General features: G+C 72.6%; 12 protein-coding genes. 10 read left to right on the plus strand and 2 right to left on the minus strand.

Annotated elements, in window-relative coordinates; translation table 11 throughout:
- The first annotated feature begins 50 nt into the window (after positions 1-50).
- From BM076_RS23890 to BM076_RS37085, 3 genes are all read left to right on the plus strand, one after another.
- Positions 51-1,094 carry an SCO0930 family lipoprotein gene (locus BM076_RS23890; RefSeq protein WP_093715734.1) on the plus strand — a complete coding sequence of 348 codons (1,044 nt, stop codon included), beginning with the start codon at positions 51-53 and terminating at the stop codon, positions 1,092-1,094.
- Positions 1,095-1,221: 127 nt separating this feature from the next.
- Positions 1,222-2,487, plus strand: coding sequence for an ABC transporter substrate-binding protein (locus BM076_RS23895; RefSeq protein ID WP_093715735.1), 1,266 nt, complete (start codon positions 1,222-1,224; stop codon positions 2,485-2,487).
- Positions 2,488-2,635: 148 nt separating this feature from the next.
- Complete coding sequence (locus tag BM076_RS37085) at positions 2,636-3,739, plus strand: RICIN domain-containing protein (protein WP_218160112.1); 1,104 nt, start codon at positions 2,636-2,638, stop codon at positions 3,737-3,739.
- Between the two features lie 100 nt (positions 3,740-3,839).
- On the opposite strand, the gene BM076_RS23905 is transcribed toward BM076_RS37085, so the two are convergent.
- On the minus strand, positions 3,840-7,286 hold the full coding sequence (locus BM076_RS23905) for a hypothetical protein (protein ID WP_093715736.1): 3,447 nt from the start codon (positions 7,284-7,286) through the stop codon (positions 3,840-3,842).
- A gap of 565 nt (positions 7,287-7,851) precedes the next feature.
- Here BM076_RS23905 and BM076_RS23910 point away from each other — a divergent pair.
- Positions 7,852-9,351 carry a S8 family serine peptidase gene (locus BM076_RS23910; RefSeq protein WP_093715737.1) on the plus strand — a complete coding sequence of 500 codons (1,500 nt, stop codon included), beginning with the start codon at positions 7,852-7,854 and terminating at the stop codon, positions 9,349-9,351.
- A 242-nt stretch (positions 9,352-9,593) separates the two neighbouring features.
- On the opposite strand, the gene eccCa is transcribed toward BM076_RS23910, so the two are convergent.
- Complete coding sequence (gene eccCa, locus BM076_RS23915; protein ID WP_093715738.1) at positions 9,594-13,559, minus strand: type VII secretion protein EccCa; 3,966 nt, start codon at positions 13,557-13,559, stop codon at positions 9,594-9,596.
- A gap of 210 nt (positions 13,560-13,769) precedes the next feature.
- Here eccCa and eccD point away from each other — a divergent pair, with 210 nt between their 5' ends.
- The 6 genes from eccD to BM076_RS23945 all read left to right on the plus strand — a co-directional run bounded on the left by eccD (position 13,770) and on the right by BM076_RS23945 (position 21,212).
- Positions 13,770-15,176, plus strand: a complete 1,407-nt coding sequence (gene eccD / locus BM076_RS23920; RefSeq protein ID WP_093715739.1) for a type VII secretion integral membrane protein EccD — start codon at positions 13,770-13,772, stop codon at positions 15,174-15,176.
- A 19-nt stretch (positions 15,177-15,195) separates the two neighbouring features.
- Positions 15,196-16,746 carry a type VII secretion protein EccB gene (gene eccB / locus BM076_RS23925; protein ID WP_093715740.1) on the plus strand — a complete coding sequence of 517 codons (1,551 nt, stop codon included), beginning with the start codon at positions 15,196-15,198 and terminating at the stop codon, positions 16,744-16,746.
- 220 nt (positions 16,747-16,966) lie between these two features.
- Positions 16,967-17,269, plus strand: a complete 303-nt coding sequence (locus BM076_RS23930) for a hypothetical protein (protein WP_177246579.1) — start codon at positions 16,967-16,969, stop codon at positions 17,267-17,269.
- Between the two features lie 70 nt (positions 17,270-17,339).
- Positions 17,340-17,648 carry a WXG100 family type VII secretion target gene (locus BM076_RS23935; protein ID WP_177246580.1) on the plus strand — a complete coding sequence of 103 codons (309 nt, stop codon included), beginning with the start codon at positions 17,340-17,342 and terminating at the stop codon, positions 17,646-17,648.
- A 90-nt stretch (positions 17,649-17,738) separates the two neighbouring features.
- Positions 17,739-18,191 (plus strand): type VII secretion system-associated protein, encoded by a 453-nt coding sequence (locus BM076_RS23940; protein ID WP_093715743.1) that lies wholly within the window; start codon positions 17,739-17,741, stop codon positions 18,189-18,191.
- 39 nt (positions 18,192-18,230) lie between these two features.
- Positions 18,231-21,212, plus strand: coding sequence for an AAWKG family protein (locus BM076_RS23945; RefSeq protein ID WP_093715744.1), 2,982 nt, complete (start codon positions 18,231-18,233; stop codon positions 21,210-21,212).
- The last annotated feature ends 29 nt before the right edge of the window (positions 21,213-21,241 follow it).

Genomic DNA, 21,241 nt, shown 5'->3' on the forward strand with positions numbered 1-21,241 from the left:
CGCCGCGCGACAACGAGGCCGGTGCTCACACGAGTGCGAGGAAGACTGAGATGCGACAGTGGCGTTACGCGTTGTTCGCGGGGGTGGCCGGAGCGATGCTCTTCGTCACGGGATGCGGTGGCAACGGTTCCGACAAGGCGGACGATGTCGTGAAGCCCGCGGCGGCCGGGGTGACCGCCAGCCCGAGCACCACCTCTTCGGCGCCGACCGGCGGTGACCCCTCCTCGGCGGCGTCGCTGACCGTGGCCAAGGACGCCAAGCTCGGCTCGCTGGTCATCGACGGCCTGGGGATGACGCTGTACCGCTTCGACAAGGACGTGCCCGGCAACGGCACGTCCAACTGCAACGACGAGTGCGCCAAGACCTGGCCGCCCGTCCTGGCCGACGACCCGGCGGCGACGTCCGACATCAACCCCGACCTGCTCGGCACCGTGACCCGCGCGGACGGCCGCAAGCAGGTCACCGTCGGGAAGTGGCCGCTGTACCGCTACTCCCTGGACACCAAGCCCGGGGACGTCAAGGGCCAGAACGTGGGCGGCGTCTGGTTCGCGGCGGCGCCGGACGGCAAGAAGGCGGGCGCCCCGCGCCCCGCGCTCAGCGTGGTGGACAACCCGAAGCTGGGCAAGATCCTCACCGACGGTCAGGGCAAGACGCTCTACCTGTTCACCAAGGACACCCCGTGGCCGATGAAGACGGCCTGCGACGCGACCTGCCTGAAGAAGTGGACGCCTTCGGGCGTCGTCACGGCGGCCGACGCCAAGGCGGCGGGCCTGGACCCGAAGGTCCTCTTCACCTTCACCACTCCGAACGGCACGAAGCAGGAGGCCTACAACTGCTGGCCCGCGTACACCTTCAACGGTGACACCGAGGCCGGTCAGACCAACGGCCAGAACGTCGGCGGCGTCTGGTTCGCCATCAAGCAGGACATCACGATCGACCGCGGCAAGACCATCCCGGCCGCCAAGGGCACCCCGGGCACGTCGGCCCCGTCGAAGTCCGGCTCGGGTTCCGACTCCGGTTCTGGTTCCGGTTCGGACAAGGACACGCTCGACCCGGACGACCTGACGCTCAACAGCGCGGGCTCGGGTTACTGACGGGCGGAATTCATAAAAAGGGGCCGAGACGCTGAAACGCGTCTCGGCCCTCGCCCGTGACTGCGCCGGGGCCGCGGCCCAGGACGGAGCCGAGAACAGCGCCCAGGACAGAGCCGAGGAGGATCGTATGTGGTGGACGCGGATCGCCGCGCGGGGAGCGCTGGTTCTCGTGCTCGTCGTCGTGGCCTGCGTCGGCGGGAGCGGGGTCGTTCCGCACGGCGCCGGACGCGGGCCGATCACGCTGGCGACCGGCCGTGACCTGACCGGCTATCTGCAACGGGTGCTGGACGGCTGGAACGCGGCCCACCCCGCGGAACGGGTGACGCTGGTGCAACTGCCGGAAGCGGCCGACGAGGTGCACGCACAGATGGCGGACAGCCTCGGCTCCCGCAGCGACAGATTCGACGTGCTCAACATCGACGTCACCTGGACCGCCGAATTCGCCGAGGCGGGCTGGATCGCCCCGCTCGACCGCGACGCGCTGCCGATGGACCGGCTGCTGCCGTCGGTGACGTCCACCGCCACCTTCCGCGGCCGGCTGTACGCCATGCCGTACGTCACCAACGCGGGTCTGCTGTACTACCGCAAGGACATCCTGGACCGGGCCGGGGTACGGCCGCCGACCACCTGGGCGGAGCTGGAACAGGACGCCAGGACCCTCGCCCCCCGGTACGGACTCGAAGGCTACGCGGGCCAGTTCCTGCCCTACGAAGGACTGACCGTCAACGTCGCCGAGGCGCTGCGCGCGGCGGGCGGCGCCATCCTCGCCGACGACGGACGCACGGTGACCGTCGACAGCGCCGCCGCTCGCGACGGCCTGGACGTGCTGGCCCGCGGTGTCCGCGAGGGCTGGATACCGCGCGAGGCGCTCACCTTCAAGGAGGAGGAGTCCCGCGCCGCCTTCGAGGACGGCAGACTGCTGTTCCTGCGCAACTGGCCGTATGTGTACGACCTGGCCTCGGCCGAGGACTCCAAGGTGGCGGGCAAATTCGGCGCGGTGCCGCTGCCGGGAGCGGGCGGGGCCACTTCCAGCGTGCTGGGCGGTTCGAACCTCGCGGTCAACTCCCGCTCCCGGCACCCGCGTACGGCGGCCGACCTGCTGGCGTACCTGACCAGCGAGGGTGTCCAGCGCAAGGTCCTCACCCTGGGGTCGCTGCCCCCGGTGTGGGTGAGCCTTTACCACGATCCCGCGCTGATCCGCCGCTATCCGTACCTCCCGGTGCTGGAACGCAGCGTGGCCGGTGCCGCGCCGCGGCCCAAGAGCCCCGCCTACGAGCAGGTGAGCCTCGCGGTGGCCGCCGTCACCAGTGACGTGCTGCGGCAGCAGGTGCCGACGTCCGTCGCCCTCGAACGGCTCGACCAGGAACTGCGCCGGATCGTCGGCACCGGCTGACCGCCGGGTCCGCGTCGGCGGGGGAGAGGGGGCTCAAACGAAAGGCAACCAGGCGTCAACACCTTGGCGCTTGGCTGGAAACTCTGTCTCCGGAAGGCAGGAGCCTCGACGGCGGCCTTCCACCCCGTTCCCCTTTGGAGGAGCACGGATGGTGAATGAACACCCGGACGGCGCGCCGCCGGGCCCGTCGGCCGGCACGGTCGCGGTCCTGGAGGAACCGCCGCCCATCCGGCGGGCCGTCGCCCTTCCCGATCCGGTCGGTACGGTCGGCGACGTGGCCACGGCTGAGACCGCGTTCCCAGGCGTGTCCGCCGCGCCCCGCACCCCGAGAAGGGGGCTGTCCGGCAGGACGATGCTCGCGGTCGCGGCATGCGCGGGAGCCCTGCTCGTCGCCGTGCCGCTGACGCTCGCCGTCCAAGGCGGCGGTCCCACTTCGGCGGGCAACGCCAGGGCGGTGGGCGACCCGCCCGGCGTCGATCTGGACGGCTCGCCGGACGCCGGCTCGGTTCCGCTGCCGCTGAACCCGTCCGACACGGGGGGCGCTCCCACGGGCTCGGGCCCCGCCGCGACGCCCGGCCGGGGTTCCCGGCCTCCGACCACCGGCCACGACCGCGCGTCCGCCAACGGCCGTACGCACGACGGCGCGTCCGGCCCGGTCGCGGTCAACGGTCCGTCCGGCAGCGGGAAGAGCAACGACGGTGCCGCCCCCTCGACCGGCAAGTCCGTGGGCGGCAAGGCGCCTTCGGGCACGAACGACACGAAGAGCGCGTCCACCAAGAGCGCGTCGAAACCGGCGGCTTCGACCACCACCAAGTCGACCGGGACCACGTCGAACACCACCAGGTCGGCTGCGGTCGCCAAGCCGGTTCCCGGCGTGATGATCTACGGCTTCGCGTCCAATCGCTGCATCGACATCGTGGGCGACAAGGGCAAGGACGGCTCCCCGCTGGAGATCCAGAACTGCGCCGGAAAAGCCTGGCAGAAGTGGGAGTTCAAGTCCGACGGCACGGTGCGGTCGATGGGACTGTGCATGGACGCGGCCTGGGGTTCGGACGCCGACGGCACCGTCGTCCAGCTCGTGAAGTGCAACGGCAGCGGTGCGCAGCAGTTCCGGCTCAACGCCGCCCATGACCTGGTCAACGTGCAGGCCGACAAGTGTGTGGACGTCAAGGACGAGCACACGCAAGCCGGTTCGCGGCTCCAGCTGTGGTCGTGCACGGGCCGGGACAACCAGAAGTGGGCCACCCGCTGACAGCGGCACGCCCGCGGCAGTACGGAAAGGGCCGCGCTCACGTGCTGAGCGCGGCCCTTCCTCCGTCCCCGCGCGGTCGGCGGACGACCGAGTAAGGGGGTCAGATGTCGGCGGCCCCGGGGGCGAACAGGCCCAGCACGCCGGCGCCACGGACCGCCGGCTCGGCTCCCGTCCCCTGCGCGGTCGGCAACTCGGTCGCGTCCAGCAGCCGGTCTAGTACGCGGGTGTCGGACGCGTCGAGCCGTCCCGGAACGCTCGGCGGCGCGCCCGCGGCCAGCTCCCGCAGCAGGATCACCGTCGCGCCCGCCCGTTCGGTGACCTTGAGGACGCGGAAGCGGCTGCCCGGACCGAACACCACCTCCGCCGGGCCTGATACCGGACCCGGGCCCGGTTCCGTCAGCGACGCGACGCGGCGGCCGGTCGCCGACCAGAACAGGTAGTGGTCGTCCGGCATCGCGGGATACGCCTTGGCCACTGTCGCGGCGGCGACCGGCCCGGGCTCGGCCAACTCCTCTCCCGGCAGCAGCAGTCGGGAACCCGCGTCCAGCACACCCGCCGGCCGCGCCGCGACGCCCCGGTAGGAGGGCAGGCGGTTCAGTCCGGAGGCGAGGCAGCACAGATACGCCAGCGCGCGGCCGTCGCGCCGGCCCAGGGCCGCCGTCAACCAGGCGTCGTTCAAGCCGTGTTCGTCCTCGTCCCGGCCGTCGGAGCCGGCGGCCGTCAGATACGCGTGCACGGCCACGAGATCCGGGCCGAGCCCCCGGTCGGCCGCGGCTCGCAGACCCGGCAGAGCGGTCAGCGCCCGCTCCACCGCGCTCGCGTGCCGGTCCCACCTGCCGCCCAACAGGCCACGCAGCGCGAGGTGTTCCGACGGCACGCTGAGCCGCCCCGGCGCCACCGGCAGGTGCGCGATCACGCGTGGTGCGGGCGCCCGCAACCCTTCGGAGGCCGTCCGGTTCGGGGCGCCAGGGCTCGGAGCGGCACGCTCGTGCGGCGTCGTCGGCCCGTCGTCCGGGAGCGGACCGTGCTCAGGCTCGGTGAGAGGCATACGCGCCGCGTTCGCGGCAGTCGGGCCGGGCGCGATGGCTGTGCTGTGGCCGGCCCGTGTCGGCCCGTCACGAGTGGCTGCGGGCTCTTCCCGGTCGTCGTCCGCACGCGTGGCTTCGCGTTCCTGCCAGTCGTCGTCGGAGCCGGGGTAGAGCGCCTCACCCGGAGGCGGCACGCTCGAAGGGGTTCGCCGATCCGGCGCCGTGGCGTCGCCCGTCGTGACGGTGCCGCTTCTCGTCGGTGCCGGACCGGTGCCGGGTACGAGGGAATCGTTTGCGGTCCGGAGTGAGCCGTCGGCCGCGTCATCAGCCCGCGACTCGACCGTCGCCCCGCCGGACGCCGGGGGTACGGGCGTGCCCGTCGGCACCACCGGGGGAGTCCGGTGCGGAGCGGCGGACGACGGGACCGCCGCAGGATCGCCCGTGGCGGGGACACCGCCTGGTACGACGGGCAGCCCCGCCGAGGCGGCGACTCCGTGTCCGCCGACCGGAGTGTCCGCCGACGGGCCGCTCGTGACGTCTGCCCGTCCGCTGCCCGTCCGCGGGCCACCGGCCGGCCGGGGATCCGACGTGGACTCCGCGCCCCTCCGCTCCGACGCGGCGGCGTCGTGGCCGCCGCTCCCGGTCTCCAGCGCCGGCCGGGCCTCCGCCCGCGCCGCCGCGGAACGGGTCGGCGGAGGCGGAACCGACTCCGGATCCGGGGCCAATTGCTCTTCTCCCTCAGGCGGGTCGGCGATCGGCCTGCGGCCCGTGACGGGCGCACCGAGCGGAGCATCGGTCTCACCGCCCGTTCCGATGCCGGAAGTCGGGGTGCCGTACTCCTCGCCGGTGCCGGGTCGTTCGGCGGCACCGCCTTCCGGGCCGCCGAGCGGCCCCGCCGGTGGCTCGCCCTCCACGCCCCGCTTCGCGGCGGAGGCGATCCCGGGACCGGGCGTCTCCGCCGGCGGTTCGCCGCCGACGCCCGGTCGCCCGGACCTGAGCGGTGCCGTCACGGACGTTCGGCGCGCCCCCGACCGGCGCTGCGAGGTGGCGGGACCGGAAGCGGCGGCAGTGGAGCCGGAAGAACGGCGGACCGGTTCCGGCAGAGGCGCGAGGAGAGCAGAGCCCGCGTCGTCGTCCGCGTCGGCCGGTGCGGCGCCCAGGGCGAGTCCGTGACGCACGGCGACACGTCGCAGAGCCTGGTGGCCCTCGGCGCTGAGGGTGCCGTGAAGCCGGACGACGCCACGTTCGCGGGGACCGTCCTCCAGGGCGGCGAAGAGGTCGTCGAGGACGGCGGTCAGCGAGTCGTCCAGCGGCTGGCCGGGCAGGCCGATGTCGATCGTCATCACCTCGGGCCTGACCGGCCGGGCGTTGACCGAGGACAGTGCCGGCCCCTGGCCGCGCCGGTCCACCCGAAGCCCCGACCTGGTCACCGCGACCTGCCAGTCGCGGTTGAGCCGCATGACGCCCGGTTCAGGGTCACGCGCGAGGCCCGGAACCGGTGGCCGCCATTCGGCCAACCGGGGGCCTGGGGAGCCGGCGGTCCCGGCGGGTTCGCAGACGACGGCCTCGACGTACGGCTGCCACAACGGCGTACCGTCGGGCCCGACATGGACCACTCGTGCGCCCGCCGCCGCGGGTGCGCCGTGTGCGGGCCGGTCGTCGTACAGCACCGGCAGCCCGCTGACGACATGCGTGGGCACACCCAGCAGGTCCGCGACCCGCTGTCCGAGGACGAGCAGGTCGCGGCCGTCGCCCGGCAGCAGCCGTACGGCGCCGCGCAGGCGTCCGGGAAGGGCCGCGACGACGGCGGCGAGGGCGTCGGCCGTCACGGGCGGCGTGCCGGGCACGCCCACGATCAGCGCGGGCCTGGCGGTGTCCGCCGGAACGGCGTAGCGGACCGAATCGGCGCCGTCCGGCGACGCCTCGGCGGCGGAGCGGATCAGCAGACCGGCCGGCACCCGCTCCACCAAGTGCCCCTCCGGCTCGGGCGGCCGTGCGCGGTCCAGCGCCTGCTGCCAGTCCGGAGCGGGCTCGCCGACGCCGAGCCGGCGCGGCACCGTACCGGGCGAGAAGCGCCACCACCCGCCCGCCGCGTCCGGGCCGCCGGGCGCGAACAGCGTGCCGCCGGGGACCAGCATCGCGGCGCCGGCCGGGGCCAGGACGTCGATGCCCCACTTCTCGCAGATCCGCCGCGCGGGCGCGGCGTGGCCGGGCCGTTCGGCCGCACCCGCCGACATGGCCAGCCGCAGCACCGTGCCGGGCGCGGTGCGGTCCGCTTTCGCGACGATCGCGTCCACCCGCGCGCACACCGCGTCGTCCAGGCGGCGGTCGGCGGAGTCCGCGACCACCACCACGGTGATGTGTCCGGGCGGCCCGCCGCGCAGCGCGTGCGCCGCGGCGGCGACCGAATCGGGCAGCGCGCCCTCGCGATGGACGACATACACACCGTCGCCGCCCGACGTCACCAGCGGAGTCCGGTCCCCGCGCGAGGTGCGGCCGGCGCGCAGCAGCCGGATCACCGGTCACCCCCGGCGGTGCGGTACGGGCGCCGGGCGCGCGGGAACCGGTCGGGGTCCGCCGTACGCCGCGCTGCGGCATGGTCCTGGCTCGACATGGCTGTCATGCGGTCCTCGATTCGTACGCTGGCAGGGGTGGAGCGGGAGGGCAGGCCCGCGCGGGTGGGGCCGGGGGTCGGGGGACGTGGCGGGGCCGGGAGGGCCGGGCGGGAAGGCCCGTGCGGTGGTTCGGCGCGGGCGGCGCCGGCGGTTCGGCCGTCCCCGTCCGCCGCTGTCGGCGGCGACGGGAGCGGACGGGCGCGGGCCGTCGCGGAGCCTCGGGTCGCCCCGAGCGGAGGAGAGCGAGGTCCGCCCCGAACTCATAAGCGCCGTCCGCGACGACGGGTAGCATGGCACCGTGCCCTCGGCGGGCGCGTCGGCCGTAGCGCGACAGGTTCGCGGCATCCCACCCGCCCACGGCCCTTTCGGTCCAGGCGTCCCACAGGCACGAGATTCCTCGCCTTCCGCATCGCACGGTGCAGCGCGCACCGGCGATTCCCGGCTCGCCATCGAGTTCTACGGAGACGACATGACGGCTTTCAGCACCCCGGCGGAGCGTCGCGGCGGCGGGCGTTCGGCGCGCGGCCGTACTTCCGGCCGGTCCGCCGCGTCCGTGAGTTCCGGCCCGCGGGCCGGAAGGCGCGGCGGGCGAGGGCCGCTCCACCTTTCGCGCCTCGCGCGCCGTCCGCTGTCCGTCCTGCTGGCCGCCGCCGCGACGCTGCTCGCGGTCCCCGCCACCGTGGCGCACGCGGACAGCGGCGCGCCCGTCACACCCGCGCCCACCGCTTCCGGGGCGGCCGGAGCGATACGTCTGCCGGTCGTCCCGGGCAGGCTGTCGTCCGGCGCGGCGTGCACCAAGGCGTCCGGCACCACCGTCAAGACGGTGCCATGGGCCCAGCAGAGCCTCCAACTGGCCCGTGCCCAGCAGCTCTCCCGTGGCGCGGGGGTCACGGTCGCCGTGGTGGACACCGGCGTCTCGCCGGGCGCGCCGGCCCTGGCGGGCCGGGTGACCGCGAACGGCGACGCCGCCAAGGACTGTGTCGGACACGGCACGTTCATCGCCGGGGTGATCGCCGCCGCCCCCGTGGGCGGCGGCGCGCTGACCGGGGTCGCCCCGGGCGCCCGGGTCCTCGCCGAGCGCGGCACGGACGCCACCGGAGTGCCGGACGCCGGCCGGGTGGCCGCCGCGATCCGGGCCGCCGTGGACGCGGGGGCGAAGGTGATCGACGTGTCGGCGGCGCTGCCCGCCGCCACGGCGGCGCTGACGTCCGCCGTGGACTACGCGGCCGGGCACGACGTGCTGGTGGTGGCCGCCGCCGTGCCCGACTCCGCGGACAGCGCGGGACAGGGCGACAGCGTGCCCAAGGCGTACTGGCCGGCCGCCGCGCCCGGAGTCCTGTCCGTGGTGGACGTGGACGTCACGGGAGCCCGTGCCAGTGGCGCACCGGAGCCCACGCCCGCCGCCGACCTGTCCGCGCCCGGTCAGGGGGTGACCGGCATCGGACCCAGCGGCACCGGGCACTTCCTCGGCAACGGCGCGTCGGTCGCGTCGGCGTTCGTCGCGGGCACGGCGGCCCTGGTCCGCTCCTACCATCCGGAACTGACGGCGGCGCAGGTCGCCCAGCGGCTGATCGCCACCGCCTACCCGGCCGCCGTACCGCGCGTGGACCCGGCGGGCGCGGTCGGGGCCGTGCTGCCGGGCGCACGCACCTCCGCGGATCCCGGCTCCGCCGGGATCACGCTCCCCGCGCCGACCGCCGAACACGACATGCGGGGGCGCGCCTTGACGCTGCTCGCGCTCTGCGCGCTGGCCCTGCTGGGCGTCGTGGCCGCCGTGGCGCTCGCCGCCCGCGCCAAGCGGACCGCGGCACCCGGCACCGCCGCCCCGACACCGGCTCCCGACGGGCCCTCCGCCGAGGAGCCGGCCCTCTCCGGGACGGAGCGACGGGCCCTCTCCGAGACCGAAGAACCGGCCCCCGACGAAGCGGCTCTTACGCCCGAACCTCCGTCGCTGTCCGGCCGTTTCTAGGGCGAGCCCGCGAGGCCGCCGCCGGGCGCCCGGCGCGCGGGTCCCCGGACGCCGCCCGAGGGTGTTCCCGCGTCGTGCCGTCGGCCCGGTCCCGGCGGACCCGCGGGGCGGACGGCCCGCCGCCGCGTGCCCGCCCGCACCGGGCCCCGCCGGCCGGTCCTGCCGGGTCCGTACGGCAGAATCCTGCACCCCCGCCGCGGCTGTTCCGCCGTCCCCGCCACGTCCCCGGCGCCCCGGCGGCGTCATGCCGGTACGTCCAGCAGCGCCGTCTGGACCTGGTGGTTGCTGCGGCGGGTGACGTACAGGCCGCGGCCCGCGGGCAGCAGGCGCGGCTTGACGTGGCCGAAGACGTAACCCTCCGAGGGCGGGCAGGACATCAGCAGGCCGGGCGAGTTGACCTCCAGCATGCGGCGGACCAGGGGGTCGCCGAGGCCGCGCATCGCGCCCGCGGCGGCGCGGGCGACGACCATGTGCAGGCCCACCTCGAAGCCCAACGGCAGGTGTTCCAGGAGGGGTTCGAAGGGGTTGCGGGTCGGGTTGGCCACCAGGTCGTAGTCGTCGGCGAGGACGAAGAGCCGGGGGCCGGTCCACCAGTCGGCCAGCCGCATGCGGGCGGGGGAGATCTCGGGGCCGGGGGTGCGGGACTTCAGGGCCCGGCCCACGCCCTTGGTGAGTTCGGTCAACTGGTCCACGGAGACGGCGTGTCCGAGCCGGTACTCCTCGGGCACCGCCTCGATCAGCTCGCGGCGGAAATCGACGACGAGAACGCGGGCCTCCTGCGGAGTGAAGCGGGAGGTGATCTGCTCGGCGATCAGCCGGAGCAGATTCGTCTTGCCGCACTCGGTGTCGCCCATGACCACCAGATGCGGGGTCTCGGCGAAGTCGTGCCAGGCGGTGCCGAGTTCGGTCTCCTCCAGACCGATGGCGATCCGGAAGAGACAGTCCGGCTGCGGCGCCGGCAGCGTGGCGGCGTCCAGCGTCTCCGGCAGCATGCGGACCGGCGGCGCCTGCGGTCCCTCCCAGCTCTCGGCGACCGCGGCCACCAGATCGCTCACACCGTCGGCGAGGTCGTCGGCGCTCTCCGCGCCGTCGATGCGGGGCAGCGCGGTGAGGAAGTGCAGCTTGCTGTCCGGGGTGAGGCCGCGGCCGGGCCGGCGCGGTACGTCCTTGGCGCGCCTGATGTCCACCAGGGAGTCCATGGCGTCGCCCATGCGCAGTTCCAGCTTGGTGCCCGCCTGGTCGCGGATGGTCGAACTCAGCTCCACCCAACGGGAGTTGCTGATCATCAGGTGGACGCCGTAGTTGAGGCCGCGGGCGGCGAGCTGGTTGACCTGCGGGATGCTGTCCTGGAAGTCCTGCCGGACGGTGGACCAGCCGTCGATGACCAGGAACACGTCGCCGTGCGCCTCGTCGGGGAACTCACCGGCCGCGCGCCGCCTGCGCAACTGCTGCATCGACTCGATGCCGTGCTCCAGGAACAGGCGCTCGCGCCGGCTGAGCAGCGCGGTCATCTCGGCGAAGGTGCGGTTCACCCGCTCGGTGTCCAGCCGGCCGGTGATGCCGCCCACATGGGGCAGCCCGGCCAGGCTGGACAGCGTGCCGCCGCCGAAGTCCAGGCAGTAGAACTGCACTTCGCGCGGGGTGTGGGTCAGCGCCAGCGCTGTGATCAGCGACCTCAGCAGGGTGGACTTGCCGCTCTGCGGGCCGCCGGAGACGCCGACGTGGCCGCCGGCCCCGGACAGGTCCACCGTCAGCAGGTCGCGCACCTGGTCGAAGGGCCGGTCGATGATGCCCACCGGCACCTTCAGCGTGCCCCGCCCGTTGCGCTCCTCCACGGTCAGGCCGTGCTCGGGGTGCGGGCTCAGCGGCGGCAGCAGCCGGTCCAGGGTCGGGGACAGGTCCAGCGGCGGCAGCCACACCTGGTGGGCGGGCGGGCCCGAGCCGAGCAGCCGCTCGATGGCCACCGACAGCAGTGACGTCTCATCGGGCTCGGGTTCGGTCACGACGGGTTCCTCGGGTGTCGCGGACTCCGGTTCCGCGACCCGTTCACCGGTCCAGGCCAGCACCTGGCTGGCGATCTGGGCCGGGGCGAGCGCGCCGGCCCGCTGCCGGTAGGGCCCGGAGACGTACGCGGCCCGGAAGCGGGTGAGCGGCTCGATACCGCTCTTGAGGTAGCCGCTGCCCGGCTGGGACGGCAGTTCGTAGGCGTCGGAGACGCCCAGGACGCCGCGGCTCTCCATCGCGGAGAAGGTCCGCAGGCCGATCCGGTAGGACAGATGGCTCTCCAACTGGTGCATGCGGCCTTCGTCCAGGCGCTGCGAGGCCAGCAGCAGATGCACGCCGAGCGAGCGGCCGAGGCGGCCGATCATGACGAAGAGGTCCATGAACTCCCGGTGTGCGGCGAGCAGTTCACTGAACTCGTCGACCACCACGAACAGGCTCGGCAGCGGGGCCAGTTCGGTTCCGGCGGCCCGCGCCCGCTCGTACTCCAGCGCCGAGGAGTAGTTGCCGGCGCTGCGCAGCAGCTCCTGACGGCGGATCAGTTCGCCGTGCAGCGCGTCCTGCATGCGGGAGACCAGGGCGGCCTCGTCGGCGAGGTTGGTGATCACCGCGGAGGTGTGCGGGAGCGAGTCCAGGCCGAGGAAGGTCGCGCCGCCCTTGAAGTCGACCAGGACGAAGTTGAGCGTCTCGGAGGAGTGGGTGAGGGCCAGCCCGAGTACGAGGGTGCGCAGCAGTTCGCTCTTGCCCGAGCCGGTGGCGCCGATCAGCATGCCGTGCGGGCCCATGCCGCCCTGCGCGGACTCCTTGATGTCCAGCTCCACCGGCCGGCCGTCCGCGCCGACCGCGATCGCCACGCGAAGCCGCCCGGCTTCCGACTCGGCCCTGCGCAGCCAGTACGCGGACGGATCGTGCCGGTGCAGATCCGGTATGCCCAGCAAGGCGGTGAGCTGGGTCTCGGAGTCCAGCGGGCGGGAGCCCTCACCGCCCGCGCCGGTCCGCTTGGGCGCCAGCAGCGCCGCCAGCGCGCGCGCCGACGCCGGGCCGAGGCGGTCGGCGCGGCCGAGCGCCGTCGCGGACTCCTTGCGGTTGCGATCGGTGCGCACCAGCCGGATCTCGCCGTGCTCCGCCTCCAGCCGCAGCACGGTGCGGCCCGGCCGCCAGGTCAGCTCGCCGGACAGGTCGAGGACGACGGTGTTGCGGAATCCTGCCCGGTCGAAGGCGTGCCCCGCGGGCACCTGTCCGCCGTCGATCACGACGACCGTGTACGGCTCCTCCTTGGTCGGCGCGGTGCCGGTCTCGAACGGCGGCCGCTCGGTGAGGTCCCCGCCGAGCAGGTCCTCCAGGTCGTTCACGCCCGAGGTGATCAGCCGTACGGGCCCGACGCCGTCGCTGTCGTGCGGGTGCAGCACATGCGGCAGCCACTTCACCCAGTCCCACTCGGCGCGGTTCTCCTGCGACAGGCAGAAGGCGATCATCAGGTCCTGCGGGGCGTGCAGGACGGCGAGTTGGGCGATCATCGCCCGCGCGGTGGCCAGCACGCCCTCCCGGTCGCCGCGCACCAGCACCCGCGCCCACGCGGGCAGGAAGATGGCGATCGGCTGGTCCGGCACGGCGGAGTAGGCGTTGACGAACGCCCGCAGCGCGTGGGCGGTGAGCGGGTCGAGGTCCTCGACGGGCTTGCCCGCGGCGGTGTTCATCCGCAGGGCCAGCCGCTGGTCGCCGACCGCGAGGCGCACCTCGCCGAAGTCCTCGTCGGACATGCGCCGTTCCCAGAGCCTGGAGGTGCGGGCCACGTGCCACAGCGCGGCCGGCGCCGGATGCCGCCAGGCCAGCGCCCGCTGCTGCTGCACGATCGCCGCCCGCACCTTGCGGCGCACCCCGCCCAGATAGCGCAGGTAGTCGCGGCGCGCACCCTTCAGCTTCGCCTTGCGGTCACCACCGCCGCGCATCATCTGGCCGAGCGCCATGGTGCCCATGGCCAGCGCCATCACGCCCACCACGACATAGGTGACCGGGCTGGAGGAACTGCCGGGCCGTACGTACATCAGCACCATCGAGCCGGACATCAGCGCCATCGGCAGATAGGTCAGCATGCCCGAACCGCTGGACGGCACCGGCTCCGCGAGGACCGGAGGCGCTTGCAGTTCCAGCTCGCCCTCCGGCATCTGCGGACCCTGCCGTCGGGCCGGCCGGCGGAAGAACACCACGCTCAACGAACGCCTCCTCGCGATTCCTGCGAACCCCGCTGGGCTCCGCTACGTAGTACGGGTCGTGACACCACGCCGGTTCGAAACCGCCAGACACCGCGCGCCCGCCGGGGCGCTCCTCGGGGCACGTGACGCCCGGGTGCGCCGCGCCCCCGGGCCGCACGCGGCCGTGCGCGGTGTCCGTCCCGGCCGAGGCAAGGGGGGCGCGGCATGAGCGAGGGTTCGGTCGCGGGACTGTGCCGGCTGACGGTGCGGGCCCCGAAGAAGGTGGTCGACCTCGCCGTACCGGCCGATCTGCCGCTGGCGGATCTGCTGCCGGTCATCGTCGACCACGCCGGCGGCGACGGCGCCGACCTCGACGAGGAGGGCGCGGAACTCGGCGGCTGGGTGCTCCAGCGCATCGGCGGCGAGCCCCTGGACACCGAGGCCACGCCGGAGATCCTGGACATCAACGACGGTGAGACGCTGCTGCTGCGGCCCCGGGCGGACGCGCTGCCCGCGGTCCGCTACGACAATCTGGTGGACGCGGTCGCCACCACCGTCCGTGAACTGCCGCACGCCTGGAGCCCGTCGGTGAGCCGGTGGACCTTCCGGGTCCTGGTGGCGGGCGCCCTGCTGGGGTGCCTGGCGCTGCTCGCGGCGCCCGGCGGCCCCGCGCTGCCGAGGGCCGCGCTCGCCGCGGGCGCCGCGCTGCTGGCGCTGGCCGGGGCGGGGGCCGCGGCCCGCGTGCTGGACGACGAGCCGCACGCGGTGCTGCTCGGCCTGGCGGCCGGCGCCTTCCTGGCACTGTGCGGCGCGCTGGCGGTGACCGGCCCTGCCACCTCGCACCCGCACCACGACATGGGCGCGCGGCTGCTCGCCGGGGCCGCGGCCGGCGACGTCGGGCTCGTCCTGGCGCTCACCGTGGTCGCGGTCCGCGCGGTCGTCTTCGTGCCGGCCGCGGTCGCCGGATCCGCCGGGATCGTCGGCGGACTGCTCATGGTGCTCATGGACGTGTCCTTCGCGCAGGCGTGTGCCGGAACGGCCCTGGTGGCACTGGTGTTCGGCGCCTTCGTGCCGATGCTGTCGTTCTCGCTGTCCGGCCTGCGGCTGCCGCCGTTGCCGACGAACGCGAGCCAGCTCCAGGAAGGCATCGACCCGGTGGCCGAGGGTGAGGTCGCCGAACGCTCGGCGCTCACCGACCGCTGGATGACCGGCTTCTACGTGGCGCTCGGCGCGGTGCTGAGCGTCTGCCTGGCCGGTCTCGCCCGGCACCCGGAGCCGTCCAGGGCCACGACCGTGGCCCTGCTGGCCCTGCTGATGGCGCTGCACAGCCGCAGCCTCGGCACGGCGTGGCAGCGGCTGGCCCATGTACTGCCCCCGGGGCTCGGCCTGCTGCTGCTCGCGGTCGGGACGGGCCGGACGCACGGCATCGACGGCCGGCTGATCGGTGCGGCGGCGCTGCTGCTGGCCGCGGCACTGCTGGCGGTCTGCTGCTGGACCGTGCCCGGCCGCCGCCTCCTGCCGCACTGGGGACGGGCCGGCGACCTGCTCCAGTCGGTGACGGCACTGGCGGTCTTCCCGGCCGCGCTCTGGGCCCTCGGCCTCTACCACGACCTGCGCTCGGTCGCGGGCTGAGCGGAGAGGGAGACATCCGGTGCAGAACAGGCGCGATCAGGTCCAGGCGCATCAGTTCGTGGTGTCCCGGCTGACCACCGGCCTGCTGCGGGCCGACCCCGACTCGCCCGAAGTGCCCACCCGGCGCACCCATCGCGGCCTGGGCCTCGGTGCCGCGCTCGGCTCGGTGGTCGCCGTCGGATCCCTGGTGTTCGGCTTCCTGTCGCCCAGCGCCTCGTCCGCGTGGCGCGACGGCCGGTCGCTCGTCGTCGAGAAGGGCACGGGCACCCGTTACCTGTACGACGGACGGCTGCGCCCGGTCCGCAACTACGCGTCCGTACGGCTGTTGCTCGGCGCCGCCCCCAAGTCCCTGTCGGTGTCCGCGAAGTCGCTTGCGGGCACACCGCACGGACCGGCGACCGGGATCGCGGACGCGCCCGAACAGCTTCCGGCCGCCGGCCGGCTCGACACCGGCCCCTGGGAAGTGTGCGCGGGCACCCGTCCCACCGACACCGGGGAACGGGCGCCGCTGACCACCGTCGTGGTCGACGCCGAGGACACCGCCGGCGGCGTGGCGGGCGACCGGGCACTGCTGGTCAGCGGGCCCGACGGCGCCTTCCACCTGATCTGGCACGGCAACAGGTTCAAGCTGGCCTCGACCCGGGCGACGGCCGACGCGCTCGGTTACGGGGCCGCCAAAACGACGCCGGTCTCCGCGTCGTTCCTCGACGCGGTTCCCGCGGGTCCCGATCTCGCACCGACGTCCGTGCCGGACCAGGGCGAGGCCGGGCCGGTGCTGGACGGACGGCAGAGCCGGGTCGGCCAGATCTTCACCGTGCGGACACCCGGCGCGGCCGAGCAGTACTACCTGCTCAAGCGTTCGGGGCTGCGCCCGCTGTCGGTCACCGCGGCGGCCCTGGCGCTCAGCGGCCCCGACGTACGGGAGAAGGCGTACGGCGGCGGCGCGCCGACCGCGCTGCCGCTGTCCGTGGACGCCCTCAACTCGGCGCTGGCGCCCCGCGACACCGTGCCGGACGACGTGCAGCGGACGGAGGCCGCGCTGCCCGCGGCGCCGCCGCCGCTGCTGACGATCGGTGACGAGACCAGCGTCTGCGTCCGGCTCGCCGTGGACGGCAGGAACACCCGGATCGGCCTGGTCACGGTCGCCTCGGCGACGCTCGGCGCGGCGGCGGTGGCGCCGCCGGAGGCGACCGCCCCGGCGTGCCTGGCGGTGGACGCCGTGGCCGTGCCGCCGGACGGCGGCAGCCTGGTACGGGTCCTCGGCAGCGCCGGCGGTGCGGTCGGCGACACCACCTATCTGGTGACCGACCAAGGCGTGAAGTACCGGCTGCCGTCCGCCGCCGCCGCGAGGGCGCTGGGCTACGACCCGGCCCGCGCCCGCGGTCTGCCGTCCCCGCTGCTCGGCATGCTGCCCACCGGCCCCGACCTGTCGCCCGACGACGCGAAGGCCGGGCGCGCCAGAACCACCGGCACGCCCGCCTGTCCGCCCGCCGCCGCTCGGACGGGTCGGACGGACGCGTCCGCGGAACCCGGGAAAGGGGGTGAGCAGATTCCGCGAATTTTGAATTAATCACCGGCTCTTGCGCCCCGGCTGAAATTCGTCTTACGCTTTCCCGGCTTGGCGACTTCCGCCGAGGCTGCCGGAGTCGGAGAGAGACGGCGAGAACGTCGCCGACACGAACGATGAGCTTCCTCATCGACGAACCGGAGAAAAGGAAACCACCATGAGCACGCCTTCGGAGACGCAGCAGCAGTCATCGACCGCGACGTACAGTTCGGCCATTCAGTCGTTGCAGAACGCGAATCAGCGCATCCAGTCGATCCAGTCGCAGGTCGAGGAGGCCAAGTCCCGTTTGGCCACCGCCTATCAAGGTGCGGACGGCCAGGCGTACGCCCAGGTCATGAACACCTGGCTGGAAGAGGTCGACCGGATCAAGATGACCTGCGAAGCCATGCAGAACCAGCTCGGCAACAGCATGCAGGCGAACAACAACGTACAGTCGAACAACTACCAGGCGGTCGCCGACCAGTTCAAGCTGACCTCGTTCGGCAGCTCCGTCGAGAACGGCGCCTATTCCGCGATGATGTCCTGAATTCCGCCGTCCCGAGCGGATGCCGCGCCCTGTGGCGTCCGTAGCGCAATCCACACCCACGGAGACTCTCATGGCCGACGACGGCATTCTCATCGATCATTCGGTGGCGTCCTCCTTCGCGGAGGAGATGGTGAATTTCACCAGCTCCATCAGGGGCGTGATCACCGACCTGGAGGGCGAACTCGCGCCCATCGCGAGCCAGTGGCTCGGCGCCGACCGCGACGTCTACTTCTCCCGGGTGCAGCCCACCTGGGAGTCCGAGGTCGGCTCGCTGTCCACGATCCTGTCCAGCCACGCCGAGACGCTCGCCAACATCTCGGACAACTACAAGCAGACCGTGTACCAGAACGCGCAGGGCTTCGAGGAGATCCGGTTCTGACAACGCGTTCGCACCGGATCACGACGCCGGCCGCGGCGAGCGGACCGCGGCCGGCGGATCCCGGTGCCTACCAGGCGGAAGGAGGCCGGGATGCCCGGCGAGCAGGATCTCACTGACCTGACCAAACTCGATGTGGCGGCACTGCGGTCGTTCATCGACCACGGCCTGACGGACTTCCAGAAGGCCATCACCACGCTCCGGACCAAACCGGCGAACGGCTCGGTCTCGCTCTACGACATGGCCGGCGACCCCCGGCCGTTCGTGATCGCCGGAATGGACCAGGACGCGGACACCGGAGCGGACAAGCTCGTGTCGAACGCGACGACTGTCGCGGACTCGATCGACACCGTCCTCAACAAGCACGCCGCGGCCTTCACCGACCTCAAGGCGAACCTGAACGACGTCATCAAGACGATGCTCGACACCCAGGACCAGTCCCTGACCAGCGTTGACGGGCAGAAGTTCCTCTCGGCCGTCGAGGAATACGAAGCGGACCTGGGCGGCGGATCGAACGCGCTCACCGACTCGCTCATCACGCAGTAGTAAACGCCAGCCAGCCCGTACGCCTCAGTGGAGTCCGCCATGCCGCTCGACAACTGGGAAAACATCATTTCGACGTTGACAGGCTGGGACATGCCGTCCCGGGCGGACTTCACCACGAGCGAGAGCGCCAAGGGATCGACCGGCATCCCGTGGATCGAGACGCTCAACATCTGGCAGGAGACGAAGCACGTCACCCTGAGCCCGAGCATCATCGAGGACCCCGACAGAATGGGGTGGTATTTCGAGTTCTACGAACGGTTCGACGGCGACAAGGTGAAGATCTGGAAGGTCCAGATTCGCTACTCGGACAAGTTCCACGGCGGCAAGCAGTTCTGGGAACGCAGTCTCGCGGTGCTGCAGCACCTGACCATGAACCAGTTCAAGTCCTACGACTTCGACACGCCGCTCGGCGGCCAGCCGACGGAGACCACCGGACTCGATCTCGCGACATTCGTCAAAGCGGCCCGGTCCTTCGACGCGGCCGGCGACTTCTTCTCCGCCCACACCCAGATCCTCCAGAACTGGCTGGACCAGCTCGGTGAGGACCAGGCCGCCTGGAAGGGCACCGGCGCCGAGGGCTTCCGGAAGCTCATCGACCATCTGCACGGCAAGTACGCGCACTACAGCTCGCAATTGCGCCCGCCGGGCTTCGAGCCGCAGCACACCTCACGAGTGCTGCCGGGTTACACGCCGAGCACCATGCATTCGGACTCGCTCATCGGCGCCGAGGCCGAACTGTACGACGTGCTGACCAAGCTCTACGGCTTCGCCTTCGACTTCTACAACGAGAAGGCCGACCTGGTACCGATCACGAAGACCGACGGGCAGCAGCACATGGTCAATGTGCCGGCCGATCCGCAGAAGATCCTGAACAACCTCATGCTGGACGTGGGGGAGTTCATCCGGGCGAACAATTGGCTGGCGAAGGACAAACTCCGGATCGGGCTCAATACCCACGTGGCCTGGGGCAGTCTCACGGACGCCAGTACGTGGTCGGCCATGGCCAATGAGGCAGTGCGGCGCTGGACGGCGAACGTCGAGCACAATCTCGATGTCAAGGCGAAACCCCTGATGGTGGAGTTGCGGACGACGTTCCAGCACACCCTCGATCCGAAGTGGAACCCCGACTTCGCCTTCGACGACAGCGACAGCGGCACCACGGACGACAATCTCACCAACAACACCGACGGCAATTTCAACGTCGACGACTTCAACAAGTCCCTCACCGACTTCGGCAACGAGATGGGGGACTTCGGCAACAACCTCGTCGGCGGCATCACCGGGTTCAGCGACAATCTGGGTGATTTCGGGAATGACCTGACCGACTTCAGCGGCGGCATCAACGGCTTCTCCAGCAGCCTCGACGACTTCAGCGGCGGCCTTGGGGACTTCGGCGACAACCTGTCGGATTTCAGCGGTGGTATCGACGGCCTGTCCACGGACCTCGGTGACCTCGGCACCGGCGACGGCACCCTCGGCGGCCTCGACCCGTCGTCCGGCACGGGTCTGGACTTCGTGCCGAACGGCTCGATCACCACCAGCCCGGAACTCAGCGATCTCGTGGACGGCGTCGTCAAGCCGGACGGCAGCGTCACCACCATCGGCGACGACGGCTTCCCGTTCACGACCCTGCCCAACGGCAGCGTCAGCACCCTCACCCCCGACGGACTCCAGCAGGTCAAGAACCCGGACGGCAGCGTCTCGACGCAGAACGCCGACGGCAGCCTGACCACGACATTCCCCGACGGCAGTTCGCGGACCGTGTCACCGGACGGCACCGTGGTGACCACCTCCGCGGACGGCACGAAGACGACCAGCCACCTCGGCACCGGTGAGACCCTGACCAATCCGGACGGCAGCACCACGTCGATCGGCAAGGACGGCACGGTGACCACCCATTTCCCCGACGGAAGCGCGGTCTCCTCCAACGCCGACGGCAGTTTCACCACGACCAACCCCGACGGCTCGCACGCGACGACCTTCCCGAACGGCACGGTGCAGTCGGTCGGCGCGGACGGTTCGCAGACCATCACCAGCCCCACGGGCAGCGTCAGCACACTCGCCCCGGACGGCACGCTGACCACCCAATTCCCCGGCGGCGGCAGCATGTCTGTCTCACCGGACGGCGACGTCACGACGGTCACCCCGGACGGGCACACCGTCACTCAGCACCTGGAGCCGGGCAAGAGCCTGATCAATCCGGACGGCAGCACCACGTCGATCGGCAAGGACGGCAGCCTCACCACGACGCTTCCGGACGGCAGCTCGTACACAGTCCACCCGGACGGCACGGTCACCACGACAGATCCCGCGGCCGACATCCCGCACGGCAGCACCAGTTCGCCCGCGCTGCCCGGCAACGGCCTCGACCTGTCCGACTTCGACAGCGGTCTGTCCACGCAGAGTCCGGACGGCTCGATCGCCACCCACTTCCCGAGCGGCACCACCTCGGTCACCGGCCCGGACGGGCTCACCACCACGACCTTCCCGGACGGCAGCAGCACGGTCGCCACGTCGGACGGTCAGTTCCAGGCGCTGCCGAGCCCGCAGACGGCCGCCGCGGAACAGGCGGCGGCCCAGTCCGCCGCCGAGCAGGCAGCCGCTCAGGCGGCAGCCGCACCGGCCGGGATGGACGAGAGCCTGATGGGTCTCAGCGGGCTGATGTCTCCCATGATGATGATGAGTATGTCCCGTATGGGACAAGGGGGACAGCAGCAGGGCAAGGAGCAGGAACGGGTCCGGGAGACCTACGAGGAAGCCGACACCGACGGCGCCTTCATCCAGCACGGCAGCGTGCTCCAGCCCATGACCGGCCGCGACGAGCCCGAGGGCGAGACCTACGAGGAGGAGGAAGAGGACTCCGACGAGCTGCTGAGCCGGACACCGACACAGCAGGAGCCCGGTTTCGGCCGGACCGCCCGACGGCCGGGCACGCAGAGCGGCGCCTCCGAATGGGCGGCCGGGCGCGGTGACGTCTGGGGAACCGAGGAAGGCGGGCTGCCGGCGTCCATCGGACGCTGACGGCCCCGGGACAGGTACGACGAGAGGAA

It is taken from the genome of Actinacidiphila alni (genome assembly GCF_900112845.1).
GTDB classification, from domain to species: domain Bacteria; phylum Actinomycetota; class Actinomycetes; order Streptomycetales; family Streptomycetaceae; genus Actinacidiphila; species Actinacidiphila alni.